This window comes from Bordetella sp. (assembly GCF_051960075.1).
In the GTDB taxonomy this organism is placed as follows: Bacteria; Pseudomonadota; Gammaproteobacteria; order Burkholderiales; family Burkholderiaceae_B; genus Bordetella.
On record NZ_JBQCER010000019.1, the window covers coordinates 18,603 to 36,402 of the forward strand.

Sequence of the window (17,800 nt, forward strand, 5' to 3'; positions counted from 1 at the left end):
GTTGAATCCATGTCTGCCGTAATCGGGCGGGCGAGCGTCCGCTTCGCCGATTTCTTGCGCGATCACGCCGCGCTGCTGCGCAAGCTGCAATGGGGCGTCGTCGGCATTTACTTTTTCCTCTTGATCATTCCGGCGGTTTTGCCTTTGCCGGGCAATGCCGCGTCGATGTTCAACAATCTGACGATCGCGGCGCAGTTCGCCTTTTGGGGTATCTGGTGGCCTTTCGTGCTGGTGTCCATGCCGCTGCTGGGGCGCGCCTGGTGCGGCTGGCTTTGCCCCGAAGGCATGCTTACCGAATGGGCCAGCCAACACGGCCGCGGCCATGCCATTCCCAAGTGGATGCGCTGGGGCGGCTGGCCTTTCGTGGCCTTTGCGCTCACCACGGTGTACGGGCAGCTCGTCAGCGTCTATCAATATCCTTGGGCCGTGCTGGCCGTGCTGGGCGGGTCGACGGTCGCGGCAATAGGCATAGGCTGGTACTACGGCCGCGGCAAGCGCGTCTGGTGCAAGTATCTGTGTCCGGTCAATGGCGTGTTCTCGCTGCTGGCCAAACTGGCACCCTGGCACTACAAGGTCAGCGAAGAGGCCTGGCGCCAGTCGCTGTCCTCGGGGCAGCGGATGATCCGCATCCAGCCTGTCAACTGCGCGCCGTTGGTGCCGTTGCGTCACATGAAGGGCGCAAGCGGTTGCCATATGTGCGGCCGATGCAGCGGCTACCGGGACGCTATCGCGCTGTTGCCGCGCTCGCCGGAAGCCGAGATCGTCGAGGTGGCCCAGGCCGATGCCTGGCAGACGGCGCTGATCTGCCTTGGGCTGATGGGCATCGCCGTGGGCGCTTTCTTGTGGAGCGCGAGTCCCTGGTATGTCGATCTGAAGCAGATCATCGCCACATGGCTCATCGACAGGAACGTCATGTGGCCTTTGGCCGAGAACGCGCCCTGGTTCATCCTGACGCACTATCCCGACGTCAACGATGTCTTCTCCTGGCTGGACGGCGGCCTGATCCTGGCCTTTGCCCTGGGCGCCGCGGTGGTGGTGGGCGGTTCGCTTTATCTGGCTTTGTGGATCGCGTCTTCGGTGGCGCCTTTGCAGAGCGCTTCGAACCGCTTCATGGGCTTGCATACGCTGGCGCAGGCGCTCATTCCTTGCGCCGGCATCGGCGTGTTCCTGGGGCTGTCGGCCACCACCATCACGCTGCTCAAGCACGAGGGCATGGAAACGACGTGGGTAAATCCTGCGCGCTTTGTCTTGCTGGCGCTGGCGATAGGCTGGTCTTTGCGTCTGGCTTGGCGGGTGCTGGGTAAGAGGGCAGTCGGGCTTGGTCGCCGTGGCCTGGCCTGGCTGGTGTTTGCGGCGGGGTTGGGGCCGTTTGTGGCGGCTTGGGTTTTGTTTTTTGCGGTTTGGTGAGTTGAGTTTTTGCTTAGGGTCTATTTGCGTTATTGAGCCGCCGAGGCTGCCCTGCGCAATTCCGATGCTCGCCGCTCCCGCGGCTACGCAGGCCGCCCCGTGCTTCGGATTCCTCCAGGGTCCTCGACTCAGGTTTTCTTCATATCCCCATTGTGGATACGACGAACGGCTCGGGATGCCTGCCGTTCTTGTATAAATCAAGTCCTAGTTGATTTATACAAGAAGCCGCCATGCCGTCCTATACCTTTCATCTGGTCAACGTCTTCGCCGAATCGACCTTTGGCGGCAATCCGCTATGCGTGTTCGAGGATGCGCGCGGCATGGACGAAGCAGCCATGCAGAATCTGGCGGTGCAGTTCAATCTTTCCGAGACGACATTCGTGCTGCCGTCCGATCAGGCCGATGCGCGGGTGCGTGTTTTTACCCCGGGGTACGAGATGCGCTTCGCAGGGCATCCCACGCTGGGCACGGCGCACGTCGTGCGCGGCTCGCAGGGAGCGGGCGATGCATTGACGCTGCAGTTTGCCGCGGGTCTGGTGCCGGTGCGGGCGCAGGGCGACATCTGGACGCTGGTGCCGCCCGTCGACGGCGCGCCGCGCACGCAAGCGCCCGTGCAGTCGCCTGCCGACATCGCGGGGCTGCTGGGTTTGTCCGAGGACGATCTGCTGGATGCCCCGCTATGGGTCGATACGGGTGCGGACCAATTGCTGGTGCCGGTGAAAACCGCCGATGCCGTGCGCCGTGTGCGGCCGGATGCGGGGCGGATACAAGAGTGGCCGGTCAGCAGCCTCGAGCGCAAGACGGCGTATGTGTTTGCGTTCACGGGCGAAAAGCAGGACGGGCGCGATGTGGTGCTGTCGCGTTATTTCTTCACCAAGGCGGGCGGCGGCGTGGACGAGGATCCGGGCACGGGCTCGGCCTGTGCCAACCTGGGCGGCTGGTTGCTGGCGCGCGGCCATGAGCGCCCGGCCCGCGTGCTGGTGCGCCAGGGCGAGCAGGTCGGGCGGCCGTGCTCGCTTTATCTGGACGTGGACGGAGACGGTACGATACGCGTAGGCGGACGCGTCATTACGCTGGGCAAGGGTGAGATTCATCTGCCCTGACGCGGGTGCGCTTGCGATGCCTTGTGTGATCGCCGGTTGTCTCTCAGGCTGCGGCCTTCTTGTCGGGCAGCCACTCTTCCAGGGTGACCTCGAAGGTCATGCACACGTTGTTGCCGCCAGCGACGAACGGGCCGCCGTAAACATTGCCTTCGGGATCGGCAATGACGCCCGTCAGCGAGGCGCGTAACGATCCGTCAGGCTGGGAACGTACTTCGCCCGCGAGGCTGACGATCTCCACGGCCGGACCCTTGACCTGGATGAAACGGCCGTCGAGGGTGCCCAGGCAGCCGTCCACCAGGCTGCCCAGCGCCCCGCGTACGAAGGCGTTGCGAAAGCCCTCGGCCAGACAGAGCTTCTCTACGCCCTGTACCAGGTCTTCGTTGGGGGCGATGCGCGCATAGGCGACGCGGCCCATGGCGCCTGACTCGACGACCGCGGCCTCATTCATGATGGCTCTCCTGCAGGGGTTGGATCAGCGCAATATTGGTTTCGGGGTCGAAGGCGACCCGCAGATCGAATCCGTCGAGCGAGGTCGCCAGCACCGAAACGGGCTGTGGCCCCACGATAGCGCTCTGCGTGATGATATGGCCGCCCTTGGAGGCGCCTTGCGCGGTGCGGATGGCGGCATGGCAATGGACGATGGCGCCGCCCGTCATGTCTTTGCCCAGCGTGGCGTTGCCGAAGACCATATATGCGGGGCCGGCATCGATGGGTTCGCTGTAGCGGATCACCGCTTCGTGCGTGGGGTCGGGAGGCGCGACGCAGTATTGCAGCGCGCGAAAATAGCCGCCCAGGATGGTCATCGACGCGCTTTGGATTCCCAGGGACAAGAGCGGGGCCACAAGGCCGTCGAAGAGACTCGTGCCCGGTTGCAGCGCCAGCCTGACGTGGCGGGCACGCTGGGAAAGCCTGCTTTGTATGCGCACCGGATTGAAGGCTCCGGGATGGATCAGGGTGCGCGAGCGCGGAAAAACGGATGAGCGTTGCGCGGTCATCGGATTTGTCTCCTCGTCGGGATCTCTTTTGGAGGTCCGGGAATTTCCGCGTCGGACGGGATTGCCGTCCGACGCGGGAATCGCTGCGTGATCCGGAAGCGGTGCGAGGGGTGGTGCTCCGCGACAGGACCGGTTTGAATCGCTACTTCAAAAAGCCGGTCGACAGCCAGGGCACGGCGGCGACGATCACGATGCCGACCGCGATGGATGCCATATAGCCCATGATCGGTTTGATACCCCTGTCGGGGGTGACGCGGCTGATGGCGCAGGCTGCGTAATAGCCCACTCCGAAAGGAGGCGCGAACAAGCCCAGACCCATCGAGAGGATCACCACCATTGCATAGTGCACCTCGTTCACGCCCATGGCTCTGGCGATGGGAAACAGCAAGGGGCCGAAGAGCACGATGGCAGGTATGCCCTCTAGCACGCTGCCCAGCACGACGAAGGCCACGATCGATACTGCCATGAAGGAAAACGCGCCGCCCGGCAGGCTCTCCATCATGCTCGCCAACTGATGCGAGAAGCCCGATTGCGTAAGCGCCCAGGCCATGCCGGTGGCTGCGCCGATGATGAGCAGGATGCAGCCCGACAGCGAGGCCGTGTACACCAGCATGGGGCCCAGCCGCTTGAAGTCGAAGTGCCGATAGACCAGAAGACCGACGAGCGCCGCATAGACGATACCGATGGTCGAGACCTCGGTGGCCGTGGCCACGCCCTCGACGACGGCGGCACGGATCACGAAGGGCAGCGCCAGCGCCGGCAGTGCCACGAAGAAAGCCTGTGCGATGGTCTTGCCGTCGGGCTTTTTGACGCCGGAGAGGTCTTCCTGCCTGCAGCGACGGTACACCATCGCGCACAGCATCAGGCCCAGCACCAGGCCCGGCAGCATGCCGCCGGTAAACAGCGCCGTGATCGACACGCCCGTAACCGAGCCGATGGTGATGAGCACCAGGCTGGGCGGTATGGTCTCGGTCTGCGCGCCGGTGGCCGCAAGCAGCGCGACCAGTTCGCCTTCGTCGGCGCCGCGCTTTTTCATTTCGGGGAACAGCACGGGCGCTACCGCGGCCATGTCGGCAGCCTTGGCGCCCGAAATGCCCGACACCAGGTACATGGCGGCGACCAGCACATAGGACATGCCGCCGCGCACGTGGCCCAGCAGGCTGGCCAGGAAGGCCACCATGCGTCGAGCCATGTCGGTCATCTCGATCAGCAGACCCAGGAAGACGAACAGCGGCACGGCCAGCAGAATCAGGTGCGACATGCCTTCGTCCATGCGGTTGACCACGATCATCATGGGCACGTTCGTGGTCAGCGCCAGATAGCCGAAGGTGGCCAGGCCGAAGGCGAAGGCGATGGGCACGCCGATGAAGACGGTGGCCGCTACGACGCCGACGAAGAAGATGAGCAGGTTGACGTTGCCCAGCCCCATCAGCACGGGCTGCAGGGCGACGAGCACCGCCACGATCACGGCCACCAGCGCCAGCGCCTTGAGCGTGGCGCGCCAGTCGGCCTGGTCCAGCAGGCGCAGCAGGGTCAGGGCAAGCATGAGCACCGAGCCGACCAGCATGGCCGCCGCGCGCCAGATGTCCGGAATACCCAGGGCAGGCGTGGTGACGAACTGCTCTTCCGAGGCGTAGTCCCAGCTGGGCATGATGATGAGCAGCAGAAAGGCCAGGGCCGCCGCGACCGCGACCAGATCGAAGAAGGCGCGTGTGCGAGGCGACGCGCGATTGACGAAGGCCGTCATGCGCATATGCTCGCCGCGCCTCAGGGCCACGACCGCGCCCAGCATGGCCAGCCATAGAAAGAGGATCGAGGCGATTTCGTCTGACCAGACCAGCGGCGATCGGAATACGTAGCGCGCAAGAATGCCGGCAAAGAGGATGACGATCTCGGCGACCACCAGGATGGCCGCCGGGATTTCGATAAGACGGCCCAGCAGCCTGTCGGCTGCGGTCGTCCAGGCACGGTGGCCGCCGGGTCGGGCCTGAGGCAGGCCCGACCCGTCGGGTTCGGCGGCAAAACTCACGACAGTTTTCCGACGGATTTCTCGAGCAGGGCCCAGGCCTTGTCACCGTACTTTTTCTGCCATTCGGTGTAGAAGCCGGCCTTGCGCAGCGCGTCGCGGATGGGAGCGGGTGCAGGCGTGTTGAAGATCATGCCTTTGCCCGCCAGCTTGGACTGCAGCTGCTTGTCCAGCGCGGCCACGTCGGCGCGCTCGGCGATGCCTGCGGCATTGATGTGCTTGGCCACCACGGCCTGGATGTCCTTGGGCAGCTTTTCCCAGGCGCGGCGGTTGCCGAGGAACCAGAAGCCGTCCCACATGTGGTTGGTCATCGAGCAGTACTTCTGCACTTCGTAGAGCTTGGCAGTGTCGATGATGGCCAGCGGGTTTTCTTGCGCGTCGACGACCTTGGTCTGCAGCGAGGAATAGACCTCGTTGAAGTTGATGCTGGCAGGCGCGGCGCCCAGCGCCTTGAACATGGAGGTCCACAGCGGACTGACGGGCACGCGGATCTTGAGGTCGTGGAAATCGTCCGGGCCGTTGATGGGTTTGGTGCTGGTAGTGACCTGACGGAAGCCGTTGTCCCAGATCTTGTCCATGACCACCAGGCCCTTGCCCTGGATTTCGGAACGGATGTAGGCGCCCAGATCGCCGTCCAGCGCCTTCCACACGGTGTCGTAGTTGGGGAAGGCGAAGCCGATGCCGCTGATCGAGGCGGCCGGCACCAGCGTGGAGAGGATCAGGCCCGACAAGGTGAAGAACTCGACCGCGCCCGCGCGCAACTGGCTCAAGGTGTCGGTATCGGAACCGAGCTGGCTGCTGGGGAAGATGTCGAGCTGGAAGCGGCCCTTGGTGTCGCGCAGGATATTGGCCGCCGCCTCTTTGGCGCGCAGGTTCATGGGGTGCGCGGGCGGCAGATTGTTGGCGTACTTGTAGCGAAATTCGGGAGCCGCCAGAGCGCGCTGGAAGGGAGCGAGGGCCAGAAGGGCGCTGCCGCCTGCCATGAGTTTGCGTCGAGTCGGGTTCATGCTGTCTCCTGATGATGTGCCCTGTATCGGGCTGTTTTGAATGAACTGCATGATAGCCATGCGATGCGTATCGCAGGATGGTCTATATGATAGACCTGCATATGCATTTTATGGGCTGCCAAAATCCTATCGTTTACCCTGTTATATCAGGGGATATTTATTTTTCCGAAGTATTATTCAAAACAAAAGATTAATATAGGGTCTACAAAGTGGACCATCTGAAAACTCTCGCCGTGGCGGGATTGGGGAAGATCGCATGTCGAATGGGGCAGGCCGGGTAGCAGGAGCGCAGGCCATTTCGCGCGCCCTGAGCGTGCTGCGCGCCGTGGCGCGCATGCGCGACGAGGGCGCGGGCCTGCTGGCGCTCACGCGCGAGGCCGACATGAGCAAACCCACGGTGCACAGGCTGCTGACTGCGCTCATGGCCGAAGGCATGGTCGAGCAGGACCCGGATACGCGCAAATATTTTCTTGGGCCCGAGTGCCGGGTGCTGGGCAATCTGGCCGGCGAACGTCACGGCATGCACCGCGCTGCGGCCGATTCCGTCGCCCGCCTGGCGCGCCAGTGCGGCGACTCGGCCTTTTTCTCGCTGCGCAGCGACGTGTTCGCCGTCTGCATGCTGCGCGAAGACGGCGACTATCCCCTCAAGACACACGTGCTCATGCCCGGCGACAGACATCCTCTGGGCGTGGGGGCGGGCAGCCTTGCCATGCTCGCGGCGCTGTCCGACGACGGGGTCGAAGAGTGTCTGCAGGCCAACGCGCCTTTGCTGGCGCAACGCTACCCGCAGTATTCGCCCGACTTCCTGCGCGAGCAGGTGGCGCAGGCGCGCGAGCGCGGCTATGCGGTCAATCGCGGCCGTGTCGTCGCGGGCTCGTGGGGACTGGGCGTGCCCTTGCTCGACGGCGGCGGCCGCGTGCTGGGCGCGCTGAGCATCGCCGCGGTGGAAAGCCGTCTCGGCGACGATCGCCAGCCGCAGTTGGCGCATCTTTTATGGCGCGAAGCGCAGCGCCTGCAAACCATCGATTCCAAGACAATGACCAGGAGAGCAGCATGACCAAGCGGGCAGTCATCGTGGGTTGGTCCCACATTCCCTTCGGCAAGCTCATCGAACCCGACACAGAGAGCCTGATGGCCCGCGTGTCCGGCGCAGCGCTGGATCATGCCGGCGTGGCGCGCGAAGACGTCGACGGCATTTACGTCGGCGTTTACAACAACGGTTTCGACAAGCAGGATTTCCAGGGTGCGCTGGTCGCGCTTGCCGAACCGGCGCTGGCCTATACGCCGGCTACTCGGCTGGAAAACGCTTGCGCCACCGGCTCGGCGGCCATCCATGCCGCGATCGATTTCATCGAAGCCGGCCGCGGCCGCATCGCGCTGGTGGTGGGCGCCGAGAAAATGAGTTCGCAGCCCAACCCGGTCGTCGGCGACATCCTGCTCAGCGCCAGCTACCGCAAGGAAGAAGCGAACGTCACGGGCGGCTTTGCCGGCGTGTTCGCCGAGATCGCCAAGTCGTATTTCGCGCGCTACGGCGACCGCAGCGAAGAACTGGCGCGCATCGCCGCCAAGAATCACAAGAACGGCGTGGACAACCCTTACGCGCAGATCCGCAAAGATCTGGGCTTCGATTTTTGCAACGAAGTGTCCGACAAGAATCCTTATGTGGCCGCGCCCTTGCGCCGCACCGATTGTTCGCTGGTGTCCGACGGCGCCGCGGCCCTGGTGGTCGCCGACGAGGAAACCGCGCGCGATCTGGCGCGCGCAGTGGGCTTTCGCGCGCGCAGTCATGCCAACGACCTCATGCCGCTGTCGCGGCGCGATCCCACCGCGCTCGAAGGCGCGCGGCGCGCCTGGCGGCAGGCCCTGGACGAGGCCGGGATCGGCCTTGACGATCTGAGTCTGGTCGAGACGCACGATTGCTTCACCATTGCGGAGCTGCTTGAATACGAAGCCATGGGCCTGGCCGCGCCGGGCGAGGGCTATAAGGTGGTGCGCGAGGGCATTGCAGAGAAGACCGGCAGACTGCCGATCAACGCCTCGGGCGGCCTCAAGGCCAAGGGGCATCCCATCGGCGCCACGGGCGTGTCCATGCATGTGCTCGCCTGCATGCAGCTCATGAACGAAGCCGGCGCCATGCAGATCCCCGGCGCCAGGCTCGCGGGCGTGTTCAACATGGGCGGCGCGGCCGTGACCAACTACGTCAGCATCCTGGAGCGCCGCAAATGAGCGAGGTGGCGACGGCAGGTCAGCCGCAGACGTCGCTGGGAGGCATGGCGCCGGTCTCTCTGCGCGTCATGAACCTGGCGAATTTTCTTACGCAGGCGGCGCGCCGCCATCCCGACCGGCCCGGCCTGGCGTGCGGCGATACGGTCGTGAGCTGGCGCGAACTCGAAGACCGCGCGGCAGCGCTGGCGCGCGCCTTGTCGCAGCATGGCATCGGCAAGGGCGATCGCGTGCTCATGCACTCGCGCAACAACGCCGAGCTGATCATCATCATGTTCGCCGTGTTTCGCCTGGGCGCGGTGTGGGTGCCGACCAATTTTCGCATCGCGCCGGACGAGGCCGCCTATCTGGCCGAGGCTTCCGGGGCCGCGGCGTTCTTTTGCCAGGGCGAGTTCGCCGAACATGCCCGGGCCCTGATGCAGGCCGTGCCCGACTTGCGCTTGCTGGCGCGCATCGGTCAGGGTGAATTCGGCTCGGCCGAGGTCAACGAATTGATCGACACGCACCTTGGCCAGCCCCTGCCTGCGGCCGACGTGCAACGCGACGATCCTTGCTGGTTCTTTTTCACGTCGGGCACCACCGGCCGGCCCAAGGCGGCGGTCCTCACGCACGGGCAAATGGCCTTCGTGATGACCAATCACCTGTGCGACCTGATGCCCGGCACGACCGAGGACGACGCGAGCCTGGTGGTGGCGCCGCTTTCTCACGGTGCCGGCATACACCTCATTACGCAGGTGGCGCGCGCGGCGGTCAGCATTCTTCCCGAGGGCAACCGCTTCGATCCGGACGACATCTGGCGTCTGGTGCAGCACTGGAAGGTGAGCAATATGTTCACCGTGCCCACTATCGTCAAGATGCTGGTCGAGCACCCGTCGGTCGATGCCTGGGATCATTCCAGCCTGCGCTACGTGATCTACGCCGGCGCGCCCATGTACCGCGAAGACCAGAAGCGCGCTTTGAGCAAGCTGGGCAAAGTTCTGGTGCAGTATTTCGGCCTGGGCGAGGTCACCGGCAACATCACCGTGTTCCCGCCGCGGCTGCATCAGGCCGAGGACGGCCCCGGGGCGCGCGTCGGCACGTGCGGCTACGAGCGCACGGGCATGCAGGTGCAGATCCAGGACGGAGAAGGCCGCGAGGTCGCGCCCGGCGCCACCGGCGAGATTTGCGTATGCGGCCCGGCCGTGTTCGCGGGCTACTACAACAATCCGCAGGCCAACGCCAAGTCTTTCCGCAACGGCTGGTTTCGCACCGGCGATCTGGGGCATATGGACGATGAAGGCTACGTCTACATCACCGGGCGCGAGTCGGACATGTACATCTCCGGCGGGTCCAACATCTATCCGCGCGAAATCGAGGAAAAAACCCTGACGCATCCGGCCGTCGCCGAGGTCGCCGTGCTGGGTGTGCCCGATCCCGTCTGGGGCGAAGTGGGCGTGATGGTCTGCGTGCTGCGTGCGGGGCAGAATCTTGAAGAGGCCGAGCTGCAAGCCTGGCTGGAAGACAAGCTGGCCCGCTACAAGCTGCCGCGCCGCGTTTTTTTCTGGGACGCCCTGCCGCGGTCGGGTTACGGCAAGATCACCAAGAAGCTGGTGCGCGACGCATTGGCCGAGCGCGGTTGCCTGCCGTTGCAGGCGGCCCCGTAACGGCATCGCACGCGTTGGTCGAGATAGGGAGAGGGCAATGCAGACCAGGCAGGAAACCGTGCTGGTGACGGGCGGCGCGTCGGGCATCGGGCTGTCCGTCACGCGCGGGCTGTTGCAGGAAGGCTGGAAGGTGCTGGCGGCCGACATCTCGCAGGAGGCACTCGATGCGGCGGCCGAAGCGCTTGCGTGCGATCGCGTGCGCTGTGTGCGAATGGACGTATGCGACGAGAAGCAGATAAGCGATGCGCTGGCGGCCAACGACGATTTCGGGCCGCTGGCCGGTCTGGTGAGCTCGGCTGGCATCGGCAAGGAAGTCTCCTTTTTTGACACCGACGCCGCGCTCATGCGCCGCATGCTCGAAGTCAACCTTATCGGCACGTTCAACGTGGCCAAGCAGGCGGCGCTGCGCATGCGCGAGCGCGGGCAGGGTTCTATCGTCAATATCGCTTCGGTGTCGGGCATACGCGGCAATGTAGATCGCACGGCCTACGGCGCCTCCAAGGGCGGCGTCATCACCATGACGCGCGTGATGGCGGTGGAACTGGCCGAGTTCGGCATCCGCGTCAATGTCGTGGCGCCGGGTCCGGTGAACACGCCGCTGGTGGCCAAAATGCATAGCGCAGCCTCGCGCGAGGTGTGGACGCGCATGCTGCCGCAGCGGCGCTATGCCGAGCCGCAGGAACTGAGCGGCACCATAGATTGGCTGCTGGACGAGAGGCGCTCCAGCTACGTGACCGGGCAGCTGATTTGCGTCGACGGCGGCTTTACGGCCGGCGGCATACTCAGAAACTGAAGAAGCGCGGCTGCCTCGGCGTGCCGAATTTGTTCGTGAGTCATTCACGAATTTGTAAGCCCGTTTTGAGTGGGTTGTAAGCCAATTTGGGTAACGTGGCTCGCGGTGAGTCGCGTCTGTATCGCGGACGGATTTCAGCCACGTGGTACCTAAAACACAAATTACGGAGACACCCACATGAGCAATGCATCCTCGTTTAAATTTCCCAACCCTGCACCGCTGGGCTTGGCCGGCTTCGGGCTGACCACCTGGCTGCTCAGCATGATCAACGCCGGCATTTTCACCGGCGATTCGCTGGGCCTGGTGCTGGCTTGCGCGTTCGCCTTCGGCGGAACCGCGCAGATGATCGCCGGCGTGATGGAGGTGCCTCGCGGCAATACCTTCGGCTTCACCGCGTTCATGAGCTACGGTGCGTTCTGGTGGTCGTTCGCCTTGTTCGTCGTGTTCTTCCACGGCAAGGTTCCGGGAACGTTCGTCGGCTGGTATCTGCTTCTGTGGGGCATCTTCACGTTCTATATGTGGCTTGCGACCTTCCGCTCGCCGCGCGTGCTGCAGCTGATCTTCCTGGCGCTGTGGATCACGTTCTTCCTGCTCGCCGCCGGCGACGGCCTGGGCATGCCGGCCGCGGGGCATCTGGGCGGCTACATGGGGCTGGTCACGGCCGCTCTGGCGTTCTATTTGTCTGCCGCCGATGTGGTCAACGAGGCGTACGGCCGCACCGTGCTGCCGATCGGCGCCAAAACCTGAGGCAGCCCGGCGCGGCTTGCCCGCGCGTTTGATCCGGACGACGCCGCGCCGGTTTTACCGCCGGGCGCGGCGTCGTCGTCTTGTCAGCCGTAGGCGGCCGCCGCAGCGTGCGGCGCGCGGGACGATAGATCTTCGGACACGAGATCGGCGACGGCCTGCGCGGTTGCCGCCGAAAGCGTCCAGCCCAGGTGCCCGTGTCCCGTGTTGTAGAAGACATGCCGCCGCTTGCCGCGGCCGACCTTGGGCATCATGCCCGGCAGCATCGGCCGCAAGCCCGCCCAGGGCACCACGCGCGACGTGGACACCGCAGGGAAGTGCTCGCGCACCCAGCGCACGAGCGGCTCGATGCGGTCGGCGCGGATGTCGCGGTTTTCGCCATTGAGCTCGGCGGTGCCGGCGATGCGGAATCGCTCCGCGCCGAGCCGGCTCGTGACGATCTTCGCCTTGTCGTCGAGCAGGCTCGTCCAGGGCGCTGCAGCGCGGCTCTGCGCATCGTCCAGATGCACGGTGATCGAATAGCCCTTTACCGGATACACGTTTACGCGTTCGCCGATCTGCGCGGCGAGCGCCCGGCTGCCGACGCCGGCGCAGACGACCAAGCGATCGAACGTCGAGGTGTCAGCAAGCCCGTCGCGCCTCGTCGCGATGGCGATTCTCTCGTCGCCCGCCGGCAGAATGGACTCGACCGCCGTGTCGTAGCGCAATTCGACGCCCAGGCGTTCGCAGGCTTGCGCCAGGCCGCGCGTGAACTTGTGGATGTCGCCGGTCGAGTCCGATTCGGTGAAGAACCCGCCGTAGAGCCGCCCCTGCAACGCCGGCTCGATGGCGCGGATTTCGGCGGGCGTCACCGGCCGTCGCTCGAGTCCGCCTTCGCGCAGCAGCGCATTGACCTTCACTGCGGCGTCGAATTCCCGCCGCGTCGCATAAAAGTGCAGAATGCCGCGCTGTTCGTGGTCGAAATCGATGCCTTCGCGCTGGGCGATCGAGAATAGATGCTCGCGCGCGGCAATGGCCATGCGAACCGTATCGACCGTGTTGCGGCGGTAGTTCGGAATCTGGCGCAGGAATTCGCCGATCCAGCTGTATTTGTGCCAGCTCGGGCGAGGATTCAACAGCAGCGGCGCGGAACGCGTGAACATCCAGCGCAGACCCTTGAATACGGTCGCGCGGCTATTCCAGACTTCCGCGTTGCTGGCCGACAGCTGTCCGCCATTGGCGTAAGACGTTTCCATCGCCGCATAGCGATGGCGTTCGATGACGGTGACCCGATGTCCGCGACGGGCAAGGGCGTAAGCAGTGGTGACGCCGGTAATGCCGGCGCCGATGACGGCGATGTGTGACATGACATGATCCAGAGTGGGTTGAGGCCGCCGGCTAATTGCGCCGGCATCGCTACCCCATCTGTTCATGTACCTGAGAGTTTCGTCCACGTCTGTCGCGCGGACTCCCCTTCGGTGGGCGCCGCCCTGCCGGGCGCGCCGCTCTCCAGATGTTCCCGCCGCAAGGTCCTTTTGCCTGAGAGTTTCCGGGGTGGTTGCTCCGTCGGCGCTGCCCTGAACGGGCAGTCTCTTCCATGCAGCGTGCAAGAACGCGCGTAGCTTAGCAACGCACGATCGAGGCGGCAAGGCATTCTGCGAAAAACCCGCAGACCGGCAAACAGGCCGCGCTTTCGGTGCAGGCGTCGAACGGGTCGTCCATCGACGCCGCAGGCAGGAAATTACGCCGCGAGCTTGGCGACGATACCTTCCAGATCGCTGGGGAGTTTATAGCTCCACAACCCCGCCTTCTTGCCCAGGACGGTGATCTTGCCATTCGCTGAGGGAAACAGGCCCGAATGCTTTTTTTGCCAGCCTTGATACACCTGCTGGGCCGTGACCTGACATTGCTGCACGGAAATCTTGCCCCCCAATTCGAGGGTGTAGAGAGCCAGATCGATGTCCGCCCGCAACGCAGTGATGGCGGCGCGTTTTTCCTGATATCGATCCGCCGGTGATTCGATATTGGCGGGCGGCTTGAGGGTGCTATCGGGTTTTATCACCTCATTGTTTTCGTTTTTCAGGGCGATGACGATCAAGCCCGCCACGATCAACGCTGCCAGAAACAGGGACACGATTACATACAGGACAAAATAATCTGACGGCGCTAACGACTCCATTTTTCCCTTGTTTCTTAAATCTATTGCGTAAATTTCGGGCAGAAATATACACGCTGGGAACGCATTGAAAGAACGGGGGTTTTCACTGAAAATCGCGGAATTTGCAGGCTTATTGGTGCCGGATGGTGCCGCGGCACCCGCGAGCGCCAATAGCCAGAGGCGGTCAAGCGGGTTTGAACGGCGCGTGCATTTCCAGTTCGCTCAGGTAGTCCTGCATGGCTGCGGTCTCTTGCGCCAGGAAGTCTTCTATCGCATCGGAGAAGCGCGGGTCGGCGATCCAGTGCGCCGACCAGGTCGGCGCGGGCAAAAGGCCGCGCGCGATCTTGTGTTCGCCTTGCGCGCCGCCTTCGAAGCGCGACAGCTTGTTCGCGATGCAGTACTCGATGGACTGCAAATAGCAGGTTTCGAAGTGCAGACCTGGGACGAATGTCGTGCTGCCCCAATAGCGGACATAGAGTACGTCGCCGCCTTGCAGATTCAGCGCCACGGCCACGGGCTCATCGCCGCGCATGGCGAGGATGAGCACGATGGCATCGGGCATGTGTTCGTGCAGCTGCCGGAAGAACTCGGCGTTCAGATAAGGCGGATTGCCATGTTCGTAGTAGGTGCGGCAATAGCATTCGTAGAAAAAATCCAGCGCGTCCGCGTCGATATCGCTGCCGCGCAGCCAGCGGTAGCGGATCCCGGCTTGTGCCACCTTCTTGCGGTCCTGTCTGATCTTCTTGCGCTTGTCGTGATTGAACGCGGCAAGAAAGTCATCCATGCCGGCATAGTTCGCGTTGCGCCAGTGAAACTGCACGCCTTCGCGAACTAGATAGCCGGCCTCGCGCAAAGCGGCCAGATCTTCATCGCGCGGAAAGAGCAGGTGCAGCGACGAAAGCTTGAGCTGTTGCGCCAATTCGATCAGGCCTTGCGCCAGCACGATTCGATCTTCGTGGCTGGGGGCGAGCAGCCGCGCGCCGGTCACGGGCGTGAAGGGCACTGCCGACAGCAGCTTGGGGTAGTAGCGCAGTCCGTGGCGCGCGTAGGCGTCGGCCCAGGCGTAATCGAATACGTATTCGCCGCGCGAATGGGTCTTGAGATAGAGCGGTACCGCGCCGGCCAGCACGCCGTTACGCCGCAGGGCCAGAAAGTAGGGCGTCCAGCCTGTATCCGGCGCGGCGCAGCCCGTCTCGTGCAGGGCGGATAGAAACTCGTGCCGCACGAAAGGCTGATCGCCGGCCAGGGCATTCCATTGCGAGCGTTCGAAAGCCCGCAGCGTAGTTTCGAGGTGTAGAGAATCCGATGACGACATGCGGCAATGATAAAGGAGACGCTACGTCCGTCTCGCCGATCCGCGAAGGAGGCTCGGCTATCAATAAGCGGATGCTACATTGCAGATATCGGCTTCCCTTCGACTTTTATGAGTTCTTCCGCACCCGGCTCGACCCTGCGCGAACAGGCGCTGCAAGCCTTGCAGATTCAAGACTGGCCCGACAAACTGGCGGCGGTCGCCGCCATCGATGAGGCCGCATCCATTGATCCGTGCGCGCAGTTGACGGAACCGGCGGGCCTGCCCGGTCGTCCGGCGCGCCCCGAACTGGTGCTGCCCGATCAGTTGTCTCCGCGTCCGGTGCATACGCCCGAAGGGCGCGCCGCCATGCTGCATGCCTTGGCGCACATCGAATTCAACGCCATCAATCTGGCGCTCGACGCTATCTGGCGCTTTGCCGATCAACCTGAAACTTATTATCGCGACTGGTTGCGCGTGGCGTGCGAAGAAGCCAGTCACTTCGATCTGCTCAACCGGCATCTGGCCACGCTGGGCCATGCTTACGGCGACTTTCCCGCGCACAACGGCCTGTGGGAGATGGCCGAAAAGACGCGCGGCGACCTGCTCGCCCGCCTGGCCCTGGTGCCGCGCACGCTGGAGGCCCGCGGCCTGGATGCTTCCCCGCCGATACGGCGCAAGCTCGCCGGGGCAGGCGACATGAAGGCGGCTGCCATACTCGATATCATCTTGAAAGACGAGATAGGCCACGTGGCCATAGGCAATCATTGGTACAAGCACGCCTGCGAACGGCGCGGCCTGGACCCTGTCGCGACTTACGCCATACTCGCGCAACGCTACGGCGCCCCCAAATTGCGCGGCCCCTTCAACCTCGAAGCCCGCCGCGCTGCGGGCTTCAGCGAAGAGGAATTGCAAGCGCTTTAGCTCGAATGTTCCGGCTGAGAGCGGGCAGCGGAAGTCCCCCAGTGGAGGATTCCGCGAACTGCCCATCCCACACCAAATACTTGTCTTTCGAGCGCTAGAATCGACCTGATGATGCTAAAAGCCCATACCTCTCTACTATCGCTGGCGCTTGCCGCGAGCCTGTTCTCCGTCACGGCCCGCGCCCAGGAGACCGGCTCCGAGCAAAACCAAGATCCCGGCATCTTCCGCAGCTGCCTGGCCTCTCTCAAACCCGAGGCCATCAAGCGCGGCGTATCGGCTTCCACCTACGACGCCCAGATCGCGCAGCTCTCTCCCGACATGACGGTGCTGCCGCTGCTGGATGCGCAGCCCGAATTCAAGCAAGCCGTCTGGGATTACATGGCGGGTCTGGTCGACCAGGAGCGGGTAAACGATGGCATGGCAGCGATGACTCGATGGCGTGATCAGCTCGACAAGGTGCAGGCGCAATTCGGCGTGGATGCGGCCGTCGTGGCCGCAGTGTGGGGCATCGAGAGCAACTATGGCCGCATCCAGGGCGGCAGGCCGCTGCTGACCTCGCTGTCTACGCTATCGTGCTACGGTCGCCGGCAAGGGTACTTTCGCGACGAGTTCATCGCCGCGCTCAAAATCGTGCAGGACGATGGCATCGCGCCCGAAAAACTGCTCGGTTCCTGGGCGGGCGCCTTCGGTCAGACGCAGTTCATGCCCTCGACTTATTTGCGTCTGGCGGTCGATTTCAGCGGCAACGGCCGCCCCGATCTGATCGACAGCGTGCCCGACGCGCTGGCCTCGACAGCCAACTATCTCAAGAAAGCGGGCTGGCAGACCGGTCTGCCCTGGGGCTTCGAAGTCATTCTGCCGGTAGGCATGGATACCTCCGGTGCGGGCCGTCGCGACAAACAACCCTTGTCGTCCTGGAAAGCGCGCGGCGTCAAGCGGGCCGACGGCAAACCCATGCCGCGGGATAACTTCATGGCCGGCCTGTTGCTGCCTGCGGGCCCTCAAGGCCCGGCATTTCTGGTCACGCGCAACTTCGATGCGATCTACTCCTATAACGCGTCCGAGAACTATGCCCTGGCCATCGCGCACTTGTCCGATCGCCTGAAGGGCGGTGGACCCTTCGTCACGTCCTGGCCAACGGACGACCCGGGCCTGTCGCGCATCCAGCGCCGAGAACTCCAGGCCTTGCTGATCGGGCAGGGCTACGATATCGGCCAACCCGACGGCATCATCGGCACCCGCACGCACCAGGCGCTGCAGACTGTGCAACAGCAGCTGGGCCTGCCGGCCGACGGCCGTGCCGGCCTCAAGACCCTGCAGGCCTTGCGCGCCATGCCGATCACGAAGCCGGCGCCTCAGACCGGGCAGTCGGCGAACTGACGCCTCCCCCGGCCGCCCGCCGTCGCCGCGCGGGCGATCCAATCAAAAAACCATAACCAGCGCCCGCCTCATACGAGGCGCGGCGCGATTTTGTCTGTCCCTTACCTGTACCGAAATTATTACGGTA

General features: G+C 64.0%; 16 protein-coding genes and 1 riboswitch. Of the genes, 9 read left to right on the forward strand and 7 right to left on the reverse strand.

Translation table 11 applies throughout. From position 1 onward, the window contains the following. Nucleotides 1–9 precede the first annotated feature (9 nt). Entirely contained in the window at nucleotides 10–1,407 is a 1,398-nt protein-coding gene (locus ACTHJ1_RS02155; RefSeq protein WP_440186977.1) for a 4Fe-4S binding protein, read from the forward strand. Nucleotides 1,408–1,637: 230 nt separating this feature from the next. Further along, on the forward strand, nucleotides 1,638–2,510 hold the full coding sequence (locus ACTHJ1_RS02160) for a PhzF family phenazine biosynthesis protein (protein ID WP_440186980.1): 873 nt from the start codon (nucleotides 1,638–1,640) through the stop codon (nucleotides 2,508–2,510). A gap of 43 nt (nucleotides 2,511–2,553) precedes the next feature. Here ACTHJ1_RS02160 and ACTHJ1_RS02165 read toward each other — a convergent pair whose 3' ends face one another. From ACTHJ1_RS02165 to ACTHJ1_RS02180, 4 genes are all read right to left on the reverse strand, one after another. Continuing rightward, nucleotides 2,554–2,958 (reverse strand): PPC domain-containing DNA-binding protein, encoded by a 405-nt coding sequence (locus tag ACTHJ1_RS02165; protein WP_440186983.1) that lies wholly within the window; start codon nucleotides 2,956–2,958, stop codon nucleotides 2,554–2,556. Further along, nucleotides 2,951–3,505 (reverse strand): DUF296 domain-containing protein, encoded by a 555-nt coding sequence (locus tag ACTHJ1_RS02170; protein WP_440186986.1) that lies wholly within the window; start codon nucleotides 3,503–3,505, stop codon nucleotides 2,951–2,953. Before ACTHJ1_RS02170 ends, ACTHJ1_RS02165 begins: the two co-directional genes overlap by 8 nt. 142 nt (nucleotides 3,506–3,647) lie before the next feature. Beyond that, the gene (locus ACTHJ1_RS02175; RefSeq protein WP_440186989.1) at nucleotides 3,648–5,534 is read right to left on the reverse strand and encodes a TRAP transporter large permease; all 1,887 of its coding nucleotides are present in this window, start codon (nucleotides 5,532–5,534) and stop codon (nucleotides 3,648–3,650) included. Further along, nucleotides 5,531–6,538, reverse strand: coding sequence for a TRAP transporter substrate-binding protein (locus tag ACTHJ1_RS02180; protein WP_440186992.1), 1,008 nt, complete (start codon nucleotides 6,536–6,538; stop codon nucleotides 5,531–5,533). The genes ACTHJ1_RS02175 and ACTHJ1_RS02180 overlap by 4 nt, the downstream gene beginning before the upstream one ends. A gap of 256 nt (nucleotides 6,539–6,794) precedes the next feature. On the opposite strand from ACTHJ1_RS02180, the gene ACTHJ1_RS02185 reads away from it, so the two are divergent. The 5 genes from ACTHJ1_RS02185 (at nucleotide 6,795) to ACTHJ1_RS02205 (ending at nucleotide 11,944) form a co-directional block, all read left to right on the forward strand. Then, nucleotides 6,795–7,595, forward strand: a complete 801-nt coding sequence (locus ACTHJ1_RS02185) for an IclR family transcriptional regulator (RefSeq protein ID WP_440186995.1) — start codon at nucleotides 6,795–6,797, stop codon at nucleotides 7,593–7,595. Then, the gene (locus tag ACTHJ1_RS02190) at nucleotides 7,592–8,764 is read left to right on the forward strand and encodes an acetyl-CoA acetyltransferase (RefSeq protein ID WP_440186998.1); all 1,173 of its coding nucleotides are present in this window, start codon (nucleotides 7,592–7,594) and stop codon (nucleotides 8,762–8,764) included. The genes ACTHJ1_RS02185 and ACTHJ1_RS02190 overlap by 4 nt, the downstream gene beginning before the upstream one ends. After that, nucleotides 8,761–10,404, forward strand: a complete 1,644-nt coding sequence (locus ACTHJ1_RS02195; RefSeq protein ID WP_440187001.1) for an acyl-CoA synthetase — start codon at nucleotides 8,761–8,763, stop codon at nucleotides 10,402–10,404. Before ACTHJ1_RS02190 ends, ACTHJ1_RS02195 begins: the two co-directional genes overlap by 4 nt. Nucleotides 10,405–10,441: 37 nt before the next feature. Continuing rightward, the gene (locus tag ACTHJ1_RS02200) at nucleotides 10,442–11,197 is read left to right on the forward strand and encodes an SDR family NAD(P)-dependent oxidoreductase (protein ID WP_440187004.1); all 756 of its coding nucleotides are present in this window, start codon (nucleotides 10,442–10,444) and stop codon (nucleotides 11,195–11,197) included. Nucleotides 11,198–11,374: 177 nt separating this feature from the next. Next, nucleotides 11,375–11,944, forward strand: a complete 570-nt coding sequence (locus ACTHJ1_RS02205) for an acetate uptake transporter (protein ID WP_440187007.1) — start codon at nucleotides 11,375–11,377, stop codon at nucleotides 11,942–11,944. A gap of 83 nt (nucleotides 11,945–12,027) precedes the next feature. On the opposite strand, the gene ACTHJ1_RS02210 is transcribed toward ACTHJ1_RS02205, so the two are convergent. The 3 genes from ACTHJ1_RS02210 to ACTHJ1_RS02220 all read right to left on the reverse strand — a co-directional run bounded on the left by ACTHJ1_RS02210 (nucleotide 12,028) and on the right by ACTHJ1_RS02220 (nucleotide 15,393). Then, on the reverse strand, nucleotides 12,028–13,353 hold the full coding sequence (locus ACTHJ1_RS02210) for a D-amino acid dehydrogenase (RefSeq protein ID WP_440187010.1): 1,326 nt from the start codon (nucleotides 13,351–13,353) through the stop codon (nucleotides 12,028–12,030). Nucleotides 13,354–13,437: 84 nt separating this feature from the next. Next, nucleotides 13,438–13,528: riboswitch (glycine riboswitch) on the reverse strand. A 133-nt stretch (nucleotides 13,529–13,661) separates the two neighbouring features. Then, on the reverse strand, nucleotides 13,662–14,054 hold the full coding sequence (locus ACTHJ1_RS02215; RefSeq protein ID WP_440187013.1) for a hypothetical protein: 393 nt from the start codon (nucleotides 14,052–14,054) through the stop codon (nucleotides 13,662–13,664). 208 nt (nucleotides 14,055–14,262) lie between these two features. Further along, on the reverse strand, nucleotides 14,263–15,393 hold the full coding sequence (locus ACTHJ1_RS02220; RefSeq protein ID WP_440187016.1) for a GNAT family N-acetyltransferase: 1,131 nt from the start codon (nucleotides 15,391–15,393) through the stop codon (nucleotides 14,263–14,265). A gap of 108 nt (nucleotides 15,394–15,501) precedes the next feature. On the opposite strand from ACTHJ1_RS02220, the gene ACTHJ1_RS02225 reads away from it, so the two are divergent. Together ACTHJ1_RS02225 and ACTHJ1_RS02230 are read left to right on the forward strand one after the other, a co-directional pair. Beyond that, nucleotides 15,502–16,293 carry a ferritin-like domain-containing protein gene (locus tag ACTHJ1_RS02225; RefSeq protein ID WP_440187019.1) on the forward strand — a complete coding sequence of 264 codons (792 nt, stop codon included), beginning with the start codon at nucleotides 15,502–15,504 and terminating at the stop codon, nucleotides 16,291–16,293. 108 nt (nucleotides 16,294–16,401) lie between these two features. Continuing rightward, complete coding sequence (locus ACTHJ1_RS02230) at nucleotides 16,402–17,673, forward strand: lytic murein transglycosylase (protein ID WP_440187022.1); 1,272 nt, start codon at nucleotides 16,402–16,404, stop codon at nucleotides 17,671–17,673. Nucleotides 17,674–17,800: the final 127 nt, after the last annotated feature.